Consider the following 20,268-nt stretch of genomic DNA (forward strand, 5'->3'; position numbering starts at 1 on the left):
CGCGACCCGCTACGACAAGCTCGCCAGGAACTATCTGGCCTCGCTCTGCCTCGCCGCTCTCGTCGCCTACTGGCTGCGTTGAGTCTCGACCATAGCGCCTTCTCGTCAAAAGATTCTCCAGTCTGCGCTGTGCTCCGCCCGAGAATGACGCGGAAGTGGGTCAGCGCAGAACCGGGATCGCCGGTCCCGGCGTCCGCAGCGAGGCATCGATCGCCGGGGTGAAGGCGGCGCCGAAGAAGGGGCCGCGGAGCTCGAAGGGCACGCGCGTCGAGGTCGTGGTCGAGTTCAGGGCGCCGTTGAGATCGAGCCAGCGCCGGCCGAGATCGGCAGTGCCGTTGAGGACGACATTGTAGCCGGAACCTGCGAGCTGGGTCTCGGTGAGGTAGAGCACGCCGAGATTGGCGAGTGCGGACAGTTGCAGAGTCTCGAAGCTGCTCTTGCCCTGGCGCCAGTCGCGCGCCGAGGTCGGGGGCTTTTCGGCCCGCCGCAGCAGATCGGGGAAGGCGATACCGCGGAACTCGCCCTGCCGGACCGTCAGATTGGCGCGGCCGGTCAGCGAATTCACGACCTGTTCCACGCTGCCGCCAGCCCCTTCGAAAGCGAGCTGTCCGGTCGCCGCGCCGGTGAGGCGGGCGAGCTCGGGCAGATCGTCGGCCGCCTGCGCGAGATTCACCTTCTCCAGGCCGAGCTGCAGCTTGACGTCGGCGCCCGCCGCGACCGGCGTGGCGAGGATGCGGGCACGGACCGAGCCGCCATAGGCCGAGGCGCGCAGGAGCGATGCTTCGAACCGGCCCTTGCGGATCAGCAGCTGGGCTGCGAGATCGCCGAAGCGGGCGTTGCCGATCCGGGCGGAATCGAGCGAGAGACGAAGGTCGATATCGTTGGTGGTCCAGCCGTCGAATTCGAGCGGCGTGTTGCCGGTTTCGCCGGCTCCGGACGACAGCCGCGGCTCGGCTTGCCGCAGCAGGCGTCCAAGGTCGAATTCGGCAGCGGCGAGCGTTCCGGAGAGCGCCCAGTTGGGCATGGCGCCGTCGAGCTTGAGCGCGCCTTCGAGCTGGTTGCCGTCGGCCATGGCGACGACCGTGTCGAGCGAAACACTGCCGTTGTTGACCTGGGCCTGCGCGGTCAACTCGACCTCCTGGACCAGCGAGGCGATGCGGGGGCGCGGAGCGAACCAGGCCAGGGCGTCGGAGAGCGATTTCGTGCTGAAGGCGATCTGGCCGTTGGCGATGTTCTGCGCGGCCGAGCGTGTGCCGTTGAAGCGCAGAGCCATCAGCCGGGAGCCGACCGAAAAGGCGGCGCGGGCGCGATCTCCCGTCACCGGCCAAAGGAGATCCACCTTGGTGGGCTCGCCGCGCCAGTTGAAGGAGCCGGCTAGCGCGATCGGGGCGTCGGCGGTCCGCTCTTCGATCAGCAGGTTGACATCGCGCAGCGTGGTCCGGACCGCACCATCCGCGCGGATCATGACGCTCCCGGACGTCAGGATGAGACGAGACTGGTTCTCGAGGCGGGTGAGATAGTCGAAAACGCGGTTTTGCCAATCAGCGGAGCTGCCACCGGTCTCCGCGACTGCGATGTCGAGCTCGGGCACGACCAGCTCGATGCGATCGAAATCGAGTTGGCCACCGATCAGCGTGAGCAACCTTGTGCGGGCGCGCATGCGCGCCGCCTTGCCCGAGAGCACGCCCTGTGGATCCACGAAGGTCACGTCCGACAGGCTGATCCGGGGCAGGGGCAGGATCGCGATCTCGGCGCGGCGCAGGCTCGTCACCTTGAGCCCGGTGCGAGCCTCGATGCCGGCGATGACCAGGCGCTCGACCTGCGAAAGAGCCAGATTCCACGACTGCAGCCCGAGCGTGAGCAACAGCGCAGCGGCAGCGAGGCCGAAGATGAGTGCACGTCGTGACATGGCGTGGCGTGGCATGGCCTGGTATGTGGCCTTCATCGGCCCGACGGCGGAGCTGTCGTCGTCAGGCAAGCTGACACCGCGGCCGAATCGGCTGGGGAGGCCGATATGCGTCGCGCGGCAAGGGTTTAGTCCGCCCGCTCGCGAATGTCGAGTTCGGCGCCGGCAATGGCGTTCCAAAGCCGGGGAAACATCTCAATTGTCTCGTGAAGCCGGCTGCTGTTCGCCGGCCCGCGCGAGCCTGAGCGCCGGGTAGATCCCGATCGCGACGATCAGCAGCGCCGCCAGCGCGCCGTCCTCGAACACGCCGCGGGCGGCGTGGCCATAGACCAGCGTGGCGAGGGTGTCGAAGTTGAGCGGGCGCAGCAGCAGCGTCGCCGGCAGCTCCTTCATGCAGTCGACGAAGACGAGCAGGGCGCCCGCCGCGATGGCCGGGCGCATCAGCGGCCAATGCAAACGATGCAGGAGCTCGTGCCTGTTCGCGCCGAGCGAGCGGGCGGCGTCGTCGATGCGCGGCGAGATGCGGGCATAGCCACTCTCGGTCCCGTTCACGGCGATGGTCAGGAAGCGGACGAGATAGGCGATGACCAGCGCCGCGCCCGAGCCGAGCAGCAGCAGGCCCGGGCTCGCGCCGAAGAGCGCACGGCTCGCATCGGCGACGAGGTTGTCGAAGGCGGCGAGCGGGACCAGCAGCCCGAGCGCAAGCACCGTGCCCGGCAGGGCATAACCGAGGGAGGCGATGCGAGCGAGCAGCGGCAGTGCGCGCTCGCGGCCGAGCCGCAGAGCCGCGGCGATGGCAAGCCCGGTCGCGACGATCAGCGCGGCCGACAGCGCCGAGATCGCGACGGTGTTGGCGAGCGCCCGCCAGAGCGTCGCATCGGCCTGGGCGACCAGATCGCGGCGCCAGAACTCACCGATGAGGTAAATGAGCGGCAGCACCGCGCCGAACAGCGCCGGCAGGAAGCAGGCGGTCGCTGCCGTCCAGGCACGAGCGCCCGAGAGCTGGATGCGTCCGACCGGCCGCGGTCGCTTCACCGGCAGCGCGAAGCGCCGGGCTGCGCGCGTGTGCGCCTCGGCCGCCATCAACCCGACCACGACAAGCAGCATGACGCAGGCGATCTGGGTGGCGCCCGCCAGCGAGCCGCGATTGATCCAGGTGGTATAGACCGAGATGGTCAGCGAGCGGACGCCGAGATATTCGCTGGCGCCGATGTCGTTCAATGTCTCGAGCAGAGCGAGCGTCAGTCCGGCGGCGAGGGCGGGGCGGGCCATCGGCAGGCCGATGCGCCAGAACAGCGGCCAGCGCCTGGTGCCGAGCGTGCGGGCGGATTCGATCAGCGCGGCGCTCTGCATCGAAAAGAGCGCGCGCACGCTGAGATAGACGTAAGGGTAGAGCACCAGCCCGAGGATCAGGACCGCACCCGGCAGGTTGCGCGGATCGGGGAACCAGTAGTCGCGTAGGCTACGCCAGCCGGTCAGCGCCCTGAGCGCACTTTGGAACGGCCCCTGGAAGCCGAGGATTTCGACGTAGACATAGGCCGTGATGTAGGTCGGCAGCGCCAGCGGCAGCACGAGCAGCCATTCCAGGCTGCGGCGGCCCGGGAAGTCGTATTGCGTCACCAGCCAGGCTGCGCCGGTGCCGACCGCGCCGCAGAACAGACCGACGCCGGCGAGCAGCAGCGCCGTGTTCCAGAGCGCCACCGGCAGGACGTTGGCCGCCAAGTGCGGCCAGATTGCCAGCGCCTCGCGCGACAAGGCGGTGAAGGCGAGCGCCAGAACCGGCAGCGTGACCAGGCCGGCGGCGGCCGCGGTGACGTGGACCAGACGCGTCGACGGCCGCCAGCGAGCTGGCGGCCGTTCTCGATGTGCTGTGGATGCGCACAGGCTCAATTGTCGAAGCCGACCTTGTCGACGAGCTCGGAGGCGGCCTTGCGGTTCTTGGCGACGTCGCCGAGCGGGGTCGTGTCGGGCGTCAGCGCTCCGAGCAGCTTGACCGCGGCGGCTTCCTTGACGTCGGGGTTGACCGGGTACTCGAAATTGCCGTCGGCATAGAGGGTCTGCGCCTTCTCGCCGAGCATGTACTCGATCAGCTTGACGGCGCTGTCCTTGTTCGGCGCGTTCTTGGCGATCGCCGCCGCCGAGACGTTCACATGGGTGCCGCCGCCGGCGAAGGTGGTCTTGAGCGGCTTGATCGCCTCATACCAGCCCTTCTGCTCGTTCGTCGCCTTGCTCATCAGCCCGATATAGTAGGTGTTGATGATGGCGATGTCGCACTGGCCTGAGAGGATGTCGCGGGCGACGTCGCGGTCGCCGCCGCCGGGCTTGCGGGCCACGTTCGCCTTGATCGCCTTCAGGAAGGTTTCGGTCTTCTCGGCGCCGTTGCGGGCAAGATGGGCGGCGAAGAAGGCGTTGTTGTAGGGGTGCTGGCCGGCGCGGATGCAGAACTTGCCCTTCCACTTGGGATCGGCGAGCTCGTCATAGCTGATCGCGTCCTGCTTCACGCGGTCCTTGGAGACGACGACGATGCGGGCGCGCTGGGTCAGCGAGACCCAGTTGTTGCCGGCGCCGCGCAGGGCGGCGGGGACCGTTTTGTCGACCAGCGCCGACTGCACCGGCTGCGTGATGCCGGCGTCGGCGATGGCCTGGATCTCACCGACATCGACGACGAGCATCACGTCGGCCGGGCTATTGGCGCCTTCGGCCTGGACGCGCTGCTGCAGGCCGTCCTTCAGGAAGACGGCGTTGACCTTGATGCCGGTATCCTTGGTGAAGGACTCGATGACCGGGTTAAGCAGAGCCGGCTCGCGCGTCGTGTAGAGGTTGACGCTCTGCGCCAGGGCAGGGGCGGCCAGCAGGCAGGAGGCCAGGGCTGTCGCGGCAAGCGCGGTCTTGATGGTCATGTCTCGCTCCTTCGGGCGGGGGCTGTTGAAATCGGCCATGCAGGACGGAGCGGTAGAAGCAGACGGCGGCTTGGTCAAGAAATTTCCCTTTTATTTCAATGTGTTATACTTATTCTAAAGTACATCTTGATTATAGAAATTCTAATCTGAGTATCGTAACCTGCTTGACCTGCTCGCCTGTTTCTCTGGAGCCTGATTCAAAAGTCGTAGGACTCCAATGCGTTGGGCGAGGTGAACCTGCGTTGCGGGAAGTGCCTGATTTCGAAACCTCCATCCGGTTCGGTCCGATCGCTTCGCTTCGGCATCGGGTCGATGTCGCGATCGTGAACCGGTCGTGCCCGTCTGTCGCGCGGTCTGGTTGCGGTGGGGCGTGCCATGCGTCCGATCGCGACTGCTAAAATTCGTGACATTTCTACCACATCGGCAGCTATTGCAGCGCTGCATGGGCGGGCTGCCATGATTGCCGCGAAGCCGCCACAAAGCGGCCCCAGCTGCGAACTTCAGTAACTATCTGAGATACGGAAGAATTAAGCCCCTTCGGGCAGGCTGTGGAGCAGAATAGTGCTTCGTAGCTCGTTCAGGGGCGGATGATTGCACCAGCGGGCGGCGGCGTGGCACATCTGGCGCCCGTCAGGTGGGGTGGCGGGACAGAGTTTGAATGGACGCGCGCGTATTCGATAAGTCGAAACTGCCCAGCCGGCACGTCAGTGTCGGACCGGCTCGTGCGCCGCATCGTTCCTATTATTACGCGATGGGCATGACTGGGAAGCAGATCGCGCAGCCCTTCGTCGGCGTCGCCTCCTGCTGGAACGAGGCTGCGCCCTGCAACATCGCCCTGATGCGCCAGGCCCAGGCCGTGAAGAAGGGCGTCGCCTCCGCCAATGGCACGCCGCGCGAGTTCTGCACGATCACCGTGACCGACGGCATCGCGATGGGCCACCAGGGCATGAAGTCGTCGCTGGCCTCGCGCGAGGTCATCGCCGACTCGGTCGAGCTCACCATGCGCGGCCATTGCTACGATGCGCTGGTCGGCCTCGCCGGCTGCGACAAGTCGCTGCCCGGCATGATGATGGCGATGGTGCGCCTGAACGTGCCCTCGATCTTCATCTATGGCGGCTCGATCCTGCCCGGCAATTTCAAGGGCCGCCCCGTCACCGTCCAGGACGTGTTCGAGGCCGTCGGCAAGCACTCGGTCGGCGCCATGTCGGACGAGGACCTGAAAGAGCTCGAGGAGGTCGCCTGCCCCTCCTCCGGCTCCTGCGGCGCCCAGTTCACCGCCAACACCATGGCGACGGTCGCCGAGGCGATCGGCCTGGCGCTGCCCTATAGCTGCGGCGCGCCGGCGCCCTACGATGTCCGCGACACCTTCTGCTACACCGCCGGCGAGATGGTGATGGAGCTGATCGCAAGGAACATCCGCCCGCGCGACATCGTCACCCGCAGGGCGCTGGAGAATGCGGCGATGGTCGTCGCGGCGTCCGGCGGCTCGACCAATGCGGCGCTGCATTTGCCGGCGATCGCGCATGAGTGCGGCATCGACTTCGACCTGTTCGCCGTCGCTGAGATCTTCAAGAAGACGCCTTACGTGGCGGACCTGAAGCCGGGCGGAAAATACGTCGCCAAGGACATGTTCGAGGTCGGCGGCATCCCGCTCTTGATGAAGACGTTGCTCGACCACGGCTATCTGCACGGCGACTGCATGACCGTGACCGGCCGCACCATCGCCGAGAACCTCGCCTCGGTGAAATGGAATGACCAGCAGGACGTGGTCTACCCGGCGAACAAGCCGATCACCCAGACCGGCGGCGTCGTCGGTCTCGAAGGCAACCTCGCTCCCGAGGGCGCGATCGTGAAGATCGCCGGCATGCCGCAGGAAAGCCTGGTCTTCACCGGTCCGGCGCGCTGCTTCGACTGCGAGGAGGATGCCTTCAAGGCCGTCAGCAATCGCGACTACCAGGTCGGCGATGTGCTGGTGATCCGCTATGAGGGCCCCAAGGGCGGCCCCGGCATGCGCGAGATGCTTTCGACCACCGCGGCGCTCTACGGCCAGGGCATGGGCGACAAGGTCGCGCTGATCACCGACGGCCGGTTCTCCGGCGCGACCCGCGGTTTCTGCGTCGGCCATGTCGGTCCCGAGGCCGCCGTCGGCGGCCCGATCGGCCTGCTCAAGGATGGCGACATCATCGAGCTCGACGCCATCACAGGAAAGCTCGCAGTCCGCCTTTCTGATGCCGAACTTGAAGCGCGTCGTAAGGCCTGGACGCCGCGCCAGACGGACTATCGGTCGGGCGCGCTTTGGAAATACGCGCAGACGGTCGGATCCGCCAAGGGCGGCGCCGTCACCCATCCGGGAGGCGCAGCCGAGACACAGTGCTATGCGGATATCTGAGGCCATCATTGCCGGAGCGTTGCTCGCTCTGGGCTGCCAGCAGGCAGCCTGGGCGCAGAACGCATCCGTGGAGCGGGTGCCGCTGCCGCCGCTCCCGATTCCCGGCGCCGCCCTGCCGGAGCCGGAGCTGGACAACCGCGCCGCGCCCATCCCGCTCGCCCCTGGCCGTGGCGCGATCGCGCCGGCGCCGAGTGGGCCAGCCGCTCACACCGCCTTGCCGATCGCCCCGTTCAGCAGCGCCCGCGACGCGCTGAAGGCCTGGATGCGCGATTCGACCGCCGGCGATCAGGCCGGTGCCGTCAAGGCGCTCGAATATGCCGCTGCGCAGGGCCATCTCGCCGCGCAGTTCAAGCTCGGCCGCGTCTATGCCAGTGGCGACGGCGTTCCGACCAATGATCTCAAGGCCTTCGAGTATTTCTCGAAGATCGCGGACGAGAATGCAGACAGGATTCCCGGCACCTCTGACGGGCGCATCGTCGCGGCCGCCTTCGTCGCGCTCGGCGGCTATTTCCTCGACGGGATCAAGGGCAGCTATGTGAAGCCCAATCCCGACCGCGCCTTCGACATGTTCCACTACGCGGCCTCCTATTTCGGCGACCCGGAGGGCCAGTACAATCTCGCCCGGCTCTATCTCAACGGCACCGGCGTCTCGCGCGATCCGCGCCAGGCGGCGCGCTGGATGAAGCTCGCGGCCGAGAAAGGCCATGCCCCGGCGCGGGCCGTCTTCGGCGACATGCTGCTGCGTGGCGGCGACGGCGTGCCGCGCCACCCGATCATCGGGCTGATGTGGCTGGCGCTGGCCCGCGAGGGCGCCGATGCCGCCCGCGAGGGCTGGATCGTCGAGCGCTACGATGCCGCCTTCGCTAGTGCGAGCGCGAGCGACCGCACGGCCGCTTTGGCTCTGGTCGAGCGCCAGCACGTCCGCGCCGAGCGGCGCTAAGGGACTGGCTGCATCCAGCTTTGGCATAGCGGCGTAGCCGAGGTGTCTGACCTCGGAGTTCCCGCCATGCGCGACGCCGCCTTCTTCAGCTTCATCGCGGTCTGTGCCGCGCTCGCCTTTCACGGCGCGGGCGCGCAGGAGCGCTTCGAAGACTGGCCCCCGCTGACGGACCCGTTCCCGAGCACGGGCGGCGGCGGCATCATGATCCACGACTACGATCCGATCGTTGCCGATGGCAAATGCACGACAAAGTTCCGTGCCGTCGAGCCGAATGGAACGACCTATCACAACCTGATCGAGTTCGAGGCTGTCGAGAGGCAAGGCGGTGTGCTTTGCAGCAAGGGCCGTTGGCGTTCGGCCGATGGCAGCGCCAGCGGCACGACACCGTTCCGCGTCTTCATCAAGGGTGGCGTCAGGCGCGGCTCGCCGGAATAGGTGTGCCGAGGCCTCAGTTCAGCTCGATCAGCACTGGGACATGGTCGGAGGCCTTGTCCCAGCCGCGGACATGCTTGGCGATCGAGACGGCGCCGAGCCTGTCGGCGGCCTGTGGCGAGAGCAGCAGATGGTCGATGCGGATGCCGTTGTTCCGCTGCCAGGCGCCGGCCTGATAATCCCAGAAGGTGTAGAGGCCGGCGGCGTCGGTGGTGGCGCGCAGCGCCTCGGTGAAGCCGAGGCTCTGCAATTTGCGGAAGGCGGTGCGGGTCGGCGGCAGGAAGAGCGCATCGCCGGTCCAGGCGGCGGGATCGCGGGCGTCGCGCGGCTCGGGGATGACGTTGTAGTCGCCGGCCAGCACCAGCGGCTCCTCATGCGCCAGCAGACCCTTGGCGTGGACGGCGAGCCGCTCCATCCAGGCGAGCTTGTAGGGGTACTTCTCGGTGTTCGGCGGGTTGCCGTTGGGCAGGTAGATCGAGGCGAGGCGGACGACGCCGTCGCCCAGCGTCAGCACGCCTTCGAGATAGCGCGCCTGCTCGTCGCTCTCATCGCCCGGCAGGCCCCGCCTGACATCCTCGAGCCTGTTGCGCGAGATGATGGCGACGCCGTTGAAGCCCTTCTGGCCGTGAGTGGTGACCTGCCAGCCGGCTTCCTCGATCTCGGCGCGCGGGAAATCGGCGTCGACGCATTTCAGCTCCTGCAGGCAGAGCGCATCGGGCTCGGCCTCCTTCAGGAAAGCGAGGACATGGCTCAGCCGCTGGCGGATCGAATTGACGTTCCAGGTGGCGATGCGCACGGGCCGGCTCCGATTCAGACGAGCGGAGACTAAGAGACGGCCGGGCCGTCAATGCAAGTCAGCAGCGGTCAGAAAAAACCTCCCGGCCGGGGCCGGGAGGTTCGAAGAGCTCAGCCTGCGACGGCCTTTACGGGCAGGCGCGGACCACGCCGCCGGTGGCGATATAGGTGCCGGTCGACGGGTCATAGCTGCGGAAGCGGCGCGAGCAATAGGCGATCGCGTCGGCGTCCGGCGCGGCATAGACCGGGGCGGGCGCGACATAGACGGGCGGCGGCGGCGCGGCATAGACCGGCCCGGGGGCGAGCAGGGCGCCGGCAGCCAGGGCACCGAGCGCACCGGCGGCGATGCCTGCACCCACGGCCGCGCCGCGGTTGTAGCGATAGCCCCGGCCGTAATAGCCGCCGCGATAGCCGTAGCGGGGCCCACCGTAATAGCGACGATACTGCACCTGCTCGACCAGGTTCGGCGAGCCGGCGGTCGCAACGGCGGCCTGCGCCGGTGCGAGCGGAGCAGCGACAACCGGTGTGGCGAGGGCAAAACCGCCAGCGAGGGCGGCGGCGATCAACGTCGTCCTGATCATCTCGAACTCCTTGTCCCTCCCGGCTGGGAGGATTCTTCGGGCGAATTCATCGGCTACCCGAACACAGTCACCTTACCTGCAAGAGTAAACGCAAAACGCGGCGAAATTTCAACGACTTCCATTGGCTCCTTGCATTTTTCGGCTTGCACGCCGCCGCGGCAGGCCCCATTTGGCGGACGTTTCCGCAACGCACAATCCATCTGGGAGCCCCATGTCGCAGCCCGCCGACCCCGCCGACCTTCCCACCGGACGCCTGAAGCCGCTGCCGATGGTGATCTTCGCCTCGCGCTGGCTGCAGGTTCCGCTCTATCTTGGCCTGATCGTGGCGCAGTGCGTCTACGTCTTCCTCTTCCTGAAGGAACTCTGGCACCTCGTCACTCATGCCTTCGACTTCAGCGAGCAGCAGATCATGCTGGTCGTGCTCGGCCTGATCGACGTGGTGATGATCTCGAACCTGCTGATCATGGTGATCGTCGGCGGCTATGAGACCTTCGTCTCGCGCCTGCGCCTGCAGGGACATCCCGACCAGCCGGAATGGCTCAGCCACGTCAACGCCTCGATCCTCAAGATCAAGCTGGCGATGGCGATCATCGGCATCTCCTCGATCCACCTGCTGCGGACTTTCATCGAGGCCGGCAATATCGGCGGACCGACGGCGACGAACTACACCACAACGGGTGTCTTGCTGCAGACGCTGATCCACTCGATCTTCATCGCTTCGGCGATCGGCATCGCCTGGGTCGACAAGATGACGCTCGGCGGCTCCAGCAAGGGGCATTGAGGCTTGCCGGGCACCGCGAAGCGGTGAGCCCGGCTCGCTAGAGCCACTTCAGGCTGTCGCGCTCGCCACAAATCATTGTTCTCGAGCGATTGCCGACCGGTGTTCGGTGACATGACCCGCACGGTCCGATGGGCGGGACGAGGCTCCTTGGAGGATCGTCCCTGCCGTAGCGGGAGGTGTCGATGGGCGAGATGGGGCGGACGTTCGTGCATCCGGCGCAGCAGGAAGGCGCGAGCTGTGCCGGCGCTTCGAGACCCGTCGGTCGGGACAAGCCCGGCCACGATGGAATGACGAAGCTCGCCGTGCGTTAGATCAGTTGCTGCGCGACCACTTCACCGAGCGGCAGATCATGCCGCCGAAGACGCAACCGGCGGTCGTCAGCGTGTCGCCCGCGAGCGACATCGTGCCGGAATAGGTCTTGCCGTCCTCGGGGTTGAAGGCGCTGCCGTTCCATTTGCCGGCGCCGGACGGCTTCATGTCGTAGAAGATGCGCTGGCCGACCTTGGCCGGGCCGCCGGCCTCCTTGAGCCAGGAGATGGTGCCGCACATCGCCTCGCCGCACTTGGTGAAGCGCACCTTGGAGGCGCCGGTGTCGCGCAGCCAGGTGCCGGTGACGTCCTGGGCCGAAGCGGGGACGGCGAAGGCAAGCAGCAGGCCGGCGGCGGCAGTGATCAGGCGAATAGCCATGGCGTTCCTCCTCGTTGCTGGCGATCTCTGTCGCTCAGATGGTTCAGATATAAACCATATCTGAAGCCGCGCCAGCTTCCAAGATGGCTCTTCATCAAGGCCCGGTCGCCGCGCTGACCTTGGGGCAAGGTGAATCCCAGGTTGACGCGCTCGCCGGCGTCGGATTCGGAATGGATTGAAATCATTGCTGAATTCAGCGCAGAAGCCTGAATCGAATCTTGCTTTAACCGCTCGTTTGCGACTCGTTGAGCTTCGATTCATCTCAAACTTTAGCGGAGTGTTTTACCGCCCGGCCCGAACCTCTCCTCACAAGCCGCGGCCTCCAAACGGGCCGGTATCGAAGGAAAACAGGGAGAGTTTGTCATGGCACGCATGGAAATGAGCGCGATCCCGGCCTCGCTGGCGATCCCGATGGAAGCCTCCGCCGACGCCTATTACGAGCTCGGCCTGATGCATGCGTCCGGCCGCTCCGGCCCGGTCGATCTGGTCGCGGCGCAGACCTGGTTCAACGTCGCCTTCGCCAAGGGCTGCTCCCGTGCCGCCTCGCACCGTGCCGAGCTGGCATCCGAGATGAGCCGCGACGAGGTCGCCGAAGCGCTGCGCGAGGCGCGCAGGTTCCTGACTCGGCATTGAAGAGCCCGCATCGTCGGATCGGTTTCAGGCGATCCTGCGCAGCCCCGGCGGGGTGGCAGCGACGCGGTCGATGCTGGAGATGATCCGGTTGCGCTTGCGCAGCCGCGAGGCGTCGAGCAGCATTCGCCCCGCCCAGTAGAACACGTTGTTCTCGCTGACGATGTCGCGCATCAGCCGCATGCGCTCTTCCTGCTCGGCGGCCGGCATCCGCAGCGCCGTATCGATCGTCTCTGCCGTGGTTCGGGCGTCGAACGGGTTGACGATCAGCGCCTCCATCAACTCGCGCGAGGCGCCCGCGAAGGTACTGAGCAACAGCACGCCCTGCTCATCGTCGCGCGCCGCGACGAACTCCTTGGCAACGAGATTCATTCCGTCGTGCAGGCTGCCAACGATGCACAGATCGGCGGCGCGGAGCAGTTCGTAGACCTGATCTGGCTCGAAATGCCGCATTTCGAGGATCAGCGGCCGGTAGCCCTGCCGTCCGAACCGGGAATTGATCTTGTCGGCGGCGCTCTCGGCCTCGACACGCAGCGCCTGGTAGGCCGGCAGCTTGCTGCGGGTCGGAGCGGCGATCTGCAGCATCACGAAGCGGCCGCGCCATTCGGGGTGCTCTTCCAGCAGAATTTCGACCGCCCGGAAACGGTCGGGAATACCCTTGGTGAAGTCGAAGCGCTCGACGCCGACAGCGAGGCGCACATCCGCCGGCAGGCCGTAGCGGCGGCAGATCTCCGCGCGACATTCGGCCACCGGCGCCTGGCGCTTCAGCGGTTCGGGCGGCCAGGCAATCGAGATCGGATAGGGACGCACGACCGCGCTGTTGCCGCGAGCGGAAACCATCGACTGCTCGCGGTCGATATGGCACTCGATGAAGCGGTCGGCCGTCTCGATGAAGTTATTGCAGTGCAATTGCGTATGGAAGCCGATCACCGAGCTGCCGAGCAGGCCATCGAGAAGCTCCTTGCGCCAGGGGCAGATGCCGAAAATCTCGGCATTCGGCCATGGGATATGCCAGAAGGTGATGATCGTGGCGTTGGGGAGCTGCTCGCGCACCATGCGCGGCACCAGGGCAAGATGATAATCCTGCACAAGTACGATCGGCGCATCGGTTTGCGCCTCGGCCGCCACGGCATCGGCGAATTTCTGATTGACCGCCCGGTATCGCTCCCAATCCGGCTGCCGGAACACGGGCCGCACGAAGGTGATATGGCAGAGGGGCCATAGGCCTTCATTGGCCAGGCCGAAATAATAGCCTTCCTCCTCCTGCGGGCTCAGCCAGACGCGGCGTAGCGTATAGGCCGGCGCCTCCGGCGGCACCGAAAGCCGGTCCTGCTTGTCGACTGTCGCGGTATCGGCCGAGCCGTTGCCATGCGCGATCCAGGTGCCGCCGCAAGCTGCCACGATCGGCTCCAGCGCCGTGACGAGGCCGCTTGCCGGCCGCTGCAATCTGATCGAGCCATCGGCGTCGCGGTTGTGGATGTAGGGCTCGCGATTCGACACCACGATGACCTCGGCCCCCGGCAGCTCGTTGTCGACGACCTGGCGCAGGGTTTCCGGTGACCAATCGACGCGGATGCCGGCGGTGGTTCGGCGCGAGATATCGAGGTCGCGCAGCAACTGCCGGATCTCGCCCATCACCGGGGCGATCTGCGGGTCCTGGCGGCCGCTGTCGCTGCCGCCGGCGATTCCCTCGCGGACCGAGCGGAGCCAGCCGCGCAGGGTCAGCCGCGCCATGAGCAGAGTCACCGCCGCGGCTGCGATGCCGAGCAGGGCGATAAAGCCCATCAGGTAGAGCTGGGCCGACAGGCTGCGGGCGCTGGCGAAGCTGAGATCGTGGACGATCGCCAGCTGGGTCAGGCCCTGGCTCTTGGTCTCGACCGCGAGGCGGGCCTCCAGCACCGGCCCGCTCGGCAGCTCGATCGCACGGAACGAGCCTTCCTCGCCCGCGACCTTCCTGCGGCAGGCGACCAGGTTTCGTCCGATGCGCGTGCCGGCGATGAGCGAGCCATCGGCGGCGCACAGCCCGATCGCCAGGATGCGCTCGTCTTCCGCGATCCGCTCGAATAGGGCTTCGAGCTGCAGCGGAGCCGGTTCGTCGACGAGCCTCGCGACGCTGTCGCGGATCGAGGAGACGATCAGCTTCGATCTGATCTCGACGTCATGCTGGAACCATCGCGCCATCAACCCGTCGGCGAGCGGAGCGACGGCGACCGCCATGAGCGTCAGCACGCCGAGCAGCGGGAGGGCGAACCGGTACAGCAGTCGCATCTGCCAAGGCTAGCCGATCACACGCCCGAAGGACACCCCGAACCGGCCCTCGGCGGGGATACGGCCGCCACCGGCGCTTGTGGCGCGGGGAGGGCGCCGCTATAAGCGCGCCGCATTCCCCGATTTTCCCGCAAGGATCACAACGATGGCTGTCCAGCGTACCTTCTCCATTCTCAAGCCCGACGCGACGAAGCGCAATCTCACCGGCGCGGTCAACGCGGTCATCGAGAAGGCCGGCCTGCGCATCGTCGCGCAGAAGCGCATCCAGATGACCACGGCGCAGGCGCAGACCTTCTACGCCGTCCACAAGGAGCGTCCCTTCTTCGGCGAGCTCGTCGAGTTCATGACCTCCGGCCCGGTCGTCGTGCAGGTCCTCGAAGGCGAGGACGCGATCGCCAAGTATCGTGAGGTGATGGGCGCCACCAACCCGGCCAACGCTGCCGAGGGCACTGTCCGCAAGCTCTTCGCCCAGTCGGTCGGCGAGAACACCGTGCACGGCTCGGACGCGCCGGAGACCGCCGCGATCGAGATCGCGCAATTCTTCGCCGGCAACGAGATCGTCGGCTGAGCCGATTTCGTGTCCTGGAAGTGGGAAGGGCGGGTCCGTCGGACCCGCCCTTTTTCTTTGCCGGGTTGGAGCGCCTCAGAACCCGAGGTCGAAGGCGTAGCTGGCCGAGAGGCCGAAGGTGATAGAGTCGCGGTCGCCATAGGTCTTGACGATCGGCGTCTTGGCCGCGTCGCCCATCAAGTGCTTGTACTCGACATAGGCGGTGGTCTGCAGCTTGTCGGACCAGTTATAGGTCGCCTGCGCGATCGCGCCGACCGAGTGGACGCCGGCATTGTAGCGCTGCAGCAGGCCGCCGGTGCCGGCGGCCGTGCCGCCGAAATAGGTGCGGACATAGTCGGCGCCAACGATGGTCATGCGCGGTCCGATGCCAAGCGACCAGGCGCCGATGCGCTGGAAGACATCAACCTTGGCCTCCGCGACCAGCGCATCATGTGCGACGATGCCGCGGCGCAGGTCGACGCGGGTGCGCAGCCAGGAGGTCGGGTAGAACTCGACGAAGGCGCCGGCCTCGGCGCCGAATTTGGTGTCCGGCACGCCCGTGATGCGCAGGGCGGCGTTGGTGTCGGCCTTGCGCTCCCAGAGCAGATTGCCGGAGAAGCCGACGCGCCATGCCTTGCCGGAGAAGAAGCCGATGCTGATCGCGTCGTCTTCCGAGGTCCACCAGGTGCTCTTGGTGCCGCGCGCCAGCGAGATGATCCCGCGCGGGCGGAAGACGTAATCGTTCGAGCCGGCGTAGTCGGGCTGGTAGCGTAGCCCGGCGCCGAGCGTCAGATGCCAGTTCTGGACCGGTTCCGGCGAGGTATACTGGCTGTACTGCGAGGATTGGGCCTTCGCCGGCGCGCTGAGCGCGAGAGAAAGGCACGCGGCCGCAAGGCCGGCAAGGAACGCAACGCAACGCATCGTCAGAACTCCGGCGCCATGGCGCCTTGGACTACTCGGATGCGGCCAAACTGAATCATTAGTCTTAACCCGGAGTTGACGAGCAGCCGCCTGCGACATCGCTGCTCGTATGGCTGATGGCCCGGCCGAATCCCCAGCCGCCGGATGCCGGTACCTTGCCCCCTGGCGGCACGGCAATGCAACCGTCCCGCTTCCGTCGACCCTGGACCTGTTCTAGGAAGAGCACATGACAGAGCTTCCGCGTATCGCGCGCCAGCCCTCGGTCTGCCCGCATGATTGCCCTTCGGCCTGCTCGCTCGAAGTCGAGGTCATCGACGGCAAGACCATCGGCCGAGTCCGCGGCAACAAGCGCCAGAGCTACACCGATGGCGTGATCTGCGCGAAGGTCGCCCGCTACGCCGAGCGCATCCACCATCCCGACCGGCTGCTGTACCCATTGCGCCGCACCGGGCCGAAAGGCTCGGGCGCCTTCGAGCGCATTTCCTGGGATGAGGCGCTCGACGAGATCGCCAGGCGTTTCCTCGCGATCGAGGCCGAGCACGGCGCCGAGGCGGTCTGGCCATATTACTATGCCGGGACCATGGGCCTCGTGATGCGCGACGGCATCAACCGCCTGCGCCACGCCAAGCGCTATTCCGGCCAGTACTCGACGATCTGCACCACAACCGCCTGGACCGGCTTCATCGCCGGCACCGGCAGGCTTGCCGGGCCCGACCCGCGCGAGATGGCGAAATCGGATTGCGTGGTGATCTGGGGCACCAACCCGGTGCACACCCAGGTCAATGTCATGCACCATGCCGTCAAGGCGCGGAAGGAGCGTGGCGCCAAGATAGTCGCGATCGACATCTATCGCAACGCCACGCTCGACCAGGCCGATCTGCCGCTGGTGCTCAAGCCCGGCACGGACGGCGCGCTGGCCTGCGCCGTCATGCACGTGCTCTTCCGCGACGGCCATGCCGACCGCGACTATCTCGCCCGCTTCGCCGATGCGCCCGACGAGCTGGAAGCGCATCTCGCCAGCCGCACGCCTGAATGGGCGGCGGCGATCACCGGCCTCAGCGTCGCCGAGATCGAGGAATTCGCCACGCTCGTCGGCACCCGCAAGAGGAGCTTCTTCCGGCTCGGCTATGGCTTCGCCCGTCAGCGCAACGGCGCGGTCAACATCCACGCGGCGTCCTGCATCCCGACCGTGACCGGCGCCTGGCAGTATGAAGGCGGTGGCGCCTTCCATTCCAACAGCGGCATCTACAAATGGCGCAAGGGCCTGATCGAGGGGCTCGACAAGATCGACCGCAACGTACGCCAGCTCGACCAGTCGCAGATCGGCCGCGTGCTCACCGGCGATGCCGACGCCTTGCGCCAGGGTGGGCCGGTCAGGGCTCTGTTCATCCAGAACACCAATCCGGTCACGGTTGCGCCGGAGCAGGAACTGGTGAAGCGCGGCTTCGCCCGCGAGGATCTCTTCACCGTCGTGCACGAGCAGTTCATGACCGAAACGGCGCAGATGGCCGACATCGTGCTGCCGGCGACGCAGTTCATGGAGCATGACGACCTCTATCAGGGCGGCGGCCACCAGCACATCATGTGGGGCGGGAAGCTCGTCGAGCCGCCGGGCGAATGCCGCTCGAACCATGAGGTGATCTGCGCTTTGGCACAGCGCCTCGGCGCCGAGCATCGCGGCTTCACGATGACCCCGCGCGAGATCGTCGACTGGACCTTGCAGGAGACCGGCCGCGGCACGCTGGAAGAGCTGATCGCCAATGATTTCATCGACATCCAGCCGGATTTCGAGACAGCGCATTATCTGAAGGGCTTCGGCTGGCGCGACGGCAGGTTCCGCTTCAAGCCGGACTGGACCAAGGTCCCGAACAGCAATGCCGGTCTCGTCGGCCCGCATGAGACGCTGCCTGCGCTGCCGGATCACTGGGCGGTGATCGAGCAGGCCGATGACGAGCATCCGTTCCGGCTCGCCACGAGCCCGGCCCGCAATTTCCTGAACTCCAGCTTCACCGAGACGCCGACCTCGCAGAAGAAGGAGGGCGCGCCGACGCTGATGCTGCATCCGGACGATGCGGCAGCGCTCGGCATCGCCGCCGGCGACCATGTCACCGTCGGCAACCGGCGCGGCAAGGTCGAGCTCGACGCGGTCCTGTTCGATGGTTTGGTGCGCGGCGTCGTCATCGCCGAGTCGATCTGGCCGAACCGCGCCCATCGCGGCGGGCGCGGCATCAACACCATCACCGGCGCGGATTCGCCCGCGCCCTATGGCGGCGCCGCCTTCCACGACAACAAGGTCTGGATTCGCAAGGGGGTGTGACCTTTGCGTCATTGCTTTTTTGCTGGCGCTATGGACCATCCGCGCCCGGGCGACGGCATGGCCTGTCGGGGGAGATTCGGGTCTCCCGGGCTCGAGCCGCGGAAACGGACAGTGCGAAAGATGATCAAGCGGCGGGTTGGTGCGGTCGTGTGGGCCGCTGGATTGTCCCTGTTGATGTCCGCCGCTGCGGCGCTGGCCGCGGGCAGCACGAGCGCGCTGCCGCCGCCGGATCCGACGGCGAAGAACCTGACGCCCTACATGATCCAGCTGCGCGCCTTCGACGCTTGCCTGATCACCCAGTCGCGCTTGATGAACACGACGCGCGAGGCGGTGCACACCCCGTGCAGCTGCTACGCCAAGGGCACGGTCAACGCCATGACCAAGGACGAGCTCCAGGCCTTCCGCGACACCGGCTATTTCAACGACTCGGCCCGCGAGAAGGGCTATGGCTTCATCGATCGCTGCAAGCTGAAGCGGCCGTGATGGTGAAGGCGGCTCATGCCGCCTTGTCTGCCGCGTCCTTGAAATAGCGCTCGCGCATGCGCCCGGCATAGGCCACGAGGTTGGCGTGCTCCTGTAGCGCGCCACGGATCGGCGAGTCGAAGATCTCGCACAGCCCTGCGGTCATGAAGGCGCCGAGCGTCGCGTCGGCGCCGCTCGGGTCGGGGCCGGTGAGATAGGGGTTGCCGCCGAGGATACCGGCGATCGCGGCCAGCGCCCGCCGCGCCAATTCCAGCCGCTCGGCGTCGCTGTGCCGGCCGATACCATGGCCGTGCAGGTTACGGCGGATCTGGCGCTTGATCATGGCGACGACCAGCGGCCGCAACGGCGCCGGCACCGCGTCGAAGAAGCGGCGCGGCCCGCGGTCGAAATTGGCGGGATTGGCCCAGCGCTCCTGCACCACCATCCAGTACATGTGGTCTTCGAGCATCTTCTCGACGGCCCAGGCGATGCCGCGCTGCTCGGCCGACAGGCCCTTGTCGAAGTCGATCCCGTGCGCCTGCTCCAGATGCATGCGGATGAAGGTAGTGTCCGGTACGATCTTGTCGCCGTCGCGCAACACCGGGAACTTGCCCTTCGGCGCCTTCTGCAGATTGCCGCGCACACGTCGATAGGGCAGGCCGGACATCTCCATCAGGATGATGCCCTTCATGCAGAACGGGCTAGGGTCGGGCTGGCCGAAGGCGGGCCCGAAGACGTGAAGCTCCAGCATGTCTTGTCTTTCCCCGTGTCCGGTATGCAGCATGCTGCTGCCACGCTCCTGACAATTGATGTCAGGGCGAGTAGAGCAGGATGAGCTTACGCCATCTTCCTATCAGCGGAACTACGCCATGCAGCGCGCTGAACGCTTGCTCGATCTGATTCAGGGGTTGCGCCGCAGGCGGCGCCCCGTCACCGCCGAGACGCTCGCATCCGAGCTCGATGTCTCGGTCCGCACCGTCTATCGCGACATCGCCGCCCTGTTGCGCCAGGGCGTGCCGGTGCGCGGCGAGGCCGGCATCGGCTATGTCCTCGATGCCGGCTTCGACCTGCCGCCGCTGATGTTCTCGCCCGACGAGATCGAGGCGGTGCTGGTCGGCATGCGCTGGCTCTCCGAGCGCGCCGACCCGACCTTGGCGCGCGCCGCCGAGGACGTCGTCGCCAAGGTCGCGGCGGTGCTGCCGCCGCATCTGCGCCCGATCCTGCTCGACGGCGCCCTGTTCGCGCCGGCCTATTGCAAGGATTCCGCGATTGTCGACCAGGTCGACGCCGCCGCGATCCGGGCCGCGATCCGCAATGGCCGCAAGCTCGACATCGCCTATCGCGACGAGGCCGGCGCCGAATCGCGCCGTATGATCTGGCCGATCGGCATGACCTTCTTCGACCGGGTCCGCGTCGTCATCGCCTGGTGCGAGCTCCGGCAGGCCTTCCGCCATTTCCGCACCGACCGCATCGCCGAGCTCACTGCCCGCGAGGAGCGCTATCCCGCCCGCCGCGCCGATCTGTTCCGGCGCTGGCAGAAGGAGGAGCAGGAGGCCGCCGCGCGTCGGGCGATGGAGCAGCAGGCTATGCAGGGCGAAGCGGTGACGGTGCAGTAATGAAGAGGCGCGCGTCATGCTCGGGCTTGATCCGAGCATCTCAGGCCGGACGAGGCTCCGGGCAGCACCTTCTCGTCATAAGATTCTCGGGTCTGC

The 20,268-nt window shown here is 66.8% G+C and carries 18 protein-coding genes and 1 pseudogene; 10 read left to right on the plus strand and 9 right to left on the minus strand.

Going from position 1 to position 20,268, the window contains the following annotated elements; translation table 11 throughout:
• Positions 1–82 (plus strand): annotated as a pseudogene (locus BMZ69_RS30950) (IS5/IS1182 family transposase); the annotation flags it as partial.
• A gap of 78 nt (positions 83–160) precedes the next feature.
• Here the strand turns inward: BMZ69_RS30950 and BMZ69_RS00005 are convergent.
• The 3 genes from BMZ69_RS00005 to BMZ69_RS00015 form a co-directional block, all read right to left on the minus strand.
• A complete protein-coding gene (locus BMZ69_RS00005) occupies positions 161–1,909 on the minus strand; it encodes an AsmA family protein (RefSeq protein ID WP_175506615.1) in 1,749 nt (582 codons plus the stop codon).
• A 192-nt stretch (positions 1,910–2,101) separates the two neighbouring features.
• Entirely contained in the window at positions 2,102–3,796 is a 1,695-nt protein-coding gene (locus tag BMZ69_RS00010) for an ABC transporter permease (protein ID WP_092153536.1), read from the minus strand.
• A complete protein-coding gene (locus BMZ69_RS00015) occupies positions 3,793–4,806 on the minus strand; it encodes an extracellular solute-binding protein (protein ID WP_092153538.1) in 1,014 nt (337 codons plus the stop codon). Before BMZ69_RS00015 ends, BMZ69_RS00010 begins: the two co-directional genes overlap by 4 nt.
• 658 nt (positions 4,807–5,464) lie before the next feature.
• Here BMZ69_RS00015 and ilvD point away from each other — a divergent pair.
• The 3 genes from ilvD to BMZ69_RS00030 all read left to right on the plus strand — a co-directional run bounded on the left by ilvD (position 5,465) and on the right by BMZ69_RS00030 (position 8,570).
• The gene (gene ilvD / locus BMZ69_RS00020) at positions 5,465–7,195 is read left to right on the plus strand and encodes a dihydroxy-acid dehydratase (RefSeq protein WP_092153540.1); all 1,731 of its coding nucleotides are present in this window, start codon (positions 5,465–5,467) and stop codon (positions 7,193–7,195) included.
• Positions 7,182–8,135: a tetratricopeptide repeat protein gene (locus BMZ69_RS00025; RefSeq protein ID WP_092153542.1), complete on the plus strand. Its 954-nt coding sequence runs from the start codon at positions 7,182–7,184 to the stop codon at positions 8,133–8,135. Before ilvD ends, BMZ69_RS00025 begins: the two co-directional genes overlap by 14 nt.
• Positions 8,136–8,201: 66 nt before the next feature.
• A complete protein-coding gene (locus tag BMZ69_RS00030; RefSeq protein WP_092153544.1) occupies positions 8,202–8,570 on the plus strand; it encodes a hypothetical protein in 369 nt (122 codons plus the stop codon).
• Between the two features lie 13 nt (positions 8,571–8,583).
• On the opposite strand, the gene xth is transcribed toward BMZ69_RS00030, so the two are convergent.
• Both xth and BMZ69_RS00040 read right to left on the minus strand, forming a co-directional pair.
• The gene (xth, locus tag BMZ69_RS00035) at positions 8,584–9,363 is read right to left on the minus strand and encodes an exodeoxyribonuclease III (protein WP_092153546.1); all 780 of its coding nucleotides are present in this window, start codon (positions 9,361–9,363) and stop codon (positions 8,584–8,586) included.
• Between the two features lie 127 nt (positions 9,364–9,490).
• A complete protein-coding gene (locus BMZ69_RS00040; RefSeq protein WP_092153548.1) occupies positions 9,491–9,943 on the minus strand; it encodes a BA14K family protein in 453 nt (150 codons plus the stop codon).
• Positions 9,944–10,154: 211 nt separating this feature from the next.
• On the opposite strand from BMZ69_RS00040, the gene BMZ69_RS00045 reads away from it, so the two are divergent.
• Positions 10,155–10,724, plus strand: a complete 570-nt coding sequence (locus tag BMZ69_RS00045; RefSeq protein ID WP_092153550.1) for a TIGR00645 family protein — start codon at positions 10,155–10,157, stop codon at positions 10,722–10,724.
• A 312-nt stretch (positions 10,725–11,036) separates the two neighbouring features.
• Here the strand turns inward: BMZ69_RS00045 and BMZ69_RS00050 are convergent, their stop codons facing one another.
• Positions 11,037–11,411, minus strand: a complete 375-nt coding sequence (locus BMZ69_RS00050; protein ID WP_092153552.1) for a DUF2147 domain-containing protein — start codon at positions 11,409–11,411, stop codon at positions 11,037–11,039.
• A gap of 363 nt (positions 11,412–11,774) precedes the next feature.
• On the opposite strand from BMZ69_RS00050, the gene BMZ69_RS00055 reads away from it, so the two are divergent.
• On the plus strand, positions 11,775–12,044 hold the full coding sequence (locus BMZ69_RS00055) for an SEL1-like repeat protein (protein WP_092153554.1): 270 nt from the start codon (positions 11,775–11,777) through the stop codon (positions 12,042–12,044).
• Positions 12,045–12,068: 24 nt separating this feature from the next.
• Here the strand turns inward: BMZ69_RS00055 and BMZ69_RS00060 are convergent, their stop codons facing one another.
• Positions 12,069–14,309 carry an alpha,alpha-trehalose-phosphate synthase (UDP-forming) gene (locus tag BMZ69_RS00060; protein ID WP_092153556.1) on the minus strand — a complete coding sequence of 747 codons (2,241 nt, stop codon included), beginning with the start codon at positions 14,307–14,309 and terminating at the stop codon, positions 12,069–12,071.
• Between the two features lie 145 nt (positions 14,310–14,454).
• Between BMZ69_RS00060 and ndk the strand changes: the two genes are divergently transcribed.
• On the plus strand, positions 14,455–14,877 hold the full coding sequence (gene ndk / locus BMZ69_RS00065) for a nucleoside-diphosphate kinase (protein WP_057192434.1): 423 nt from the start codon (positions 14,455–14,457) through the stop codon (positions 14,875–14,877).
• A gap of 75 nt (positions 14,878–14,952) precedes the next feature.
• Here the strand turns inward: ndk and BMZ69_RS00070 are convergent, their stop codons facing one another.
• The gene (locus BMZ69_RS00070) at positions 14,953–15,777 is read right to left on the minus strand and encodes a MipA/OmpV family protein (RefSeq protein ID WP_175506616.1); all 825 of its coding nucleotides are present in this window, start codon (positions 15,775–15,777) and stop codon (positions 14,953–14,955) included.
• 226 nt (positions 15,778–16,003) lie between these two features.
• Between BMZ69_RS00070 and BMZ69_RS00075 the strand changes: the two genes are divergently transcribed.
• Together BMZ69_RS00075 and BMZ69_RS00080 are read left to right on the plus strand one after the other, a co-directional pair.
• Positions 16,004–18,094, plus strand: coding sequence for a molybdopterin-containing oxidoreductase family protein (locus BMZ69_RS00075; protein ID WP_092153560.1), 2,091 nt, complete (start codon positions 16,004–16,006; stop codon positions 18,092–18,094).
• Positions 18,095–18,268: 174 nt separating this feature from the next.
• Positions 18,269–18,577: a hypothetical protein gene (locus BMZ69_RS00080; protein ID WP_139218937.1), complete on the plus strand. Its 309-nt coding sequence runs from the start codon at positions 18,269–18,271 to the stop codon at positions 18,575–18,577.
• A gap of 13 nt (positions 18,578–18,590) precedes the next feature.
• Here BMZ69_RS00080 and BMZ69_RS00085 read toward each other — a convergent pair whose 3' ends face one another.
• Complete coding sequence (locus BMZ69_RS00085) at positions 18,591–19,307, minus strand: glutathione S-transferase family protein (RefSeq protein WP_092153564.1); 717 nt, start codon at positions 19,305–19,307, stop codon at positions 18,591–18,593.
• 118 nt (positions 19,308–19,425) lie between these two features.
• Between BMZ69_RS00085 and BMZ69_RS00090 the strand changes: the two genes are divergently transcribed.
• Positions 19,426–20,172 (plus strand): helix-turn-helix transcriptional regulator, encoded by a 747-nt coding sequence (locus tag BMZ69_RS00090; RefSeq protein ID WP_092153566.1) that lies wholly within the window; start codon positions 19,426–19,428, stop codon positions 20,170–20,172.
• Positions 20,173–20,268: the final 96 nt, after the last annotated feature.

Source organism: Allobosea sp. CRIB-10, assembly GCF_900112185.1.
Taxonomy (GTDB): Bacteria; Pseudomonadota; Alphaproteobacteria; order Rhizobiales; family Beijerinckiaceae; genus Allobosea.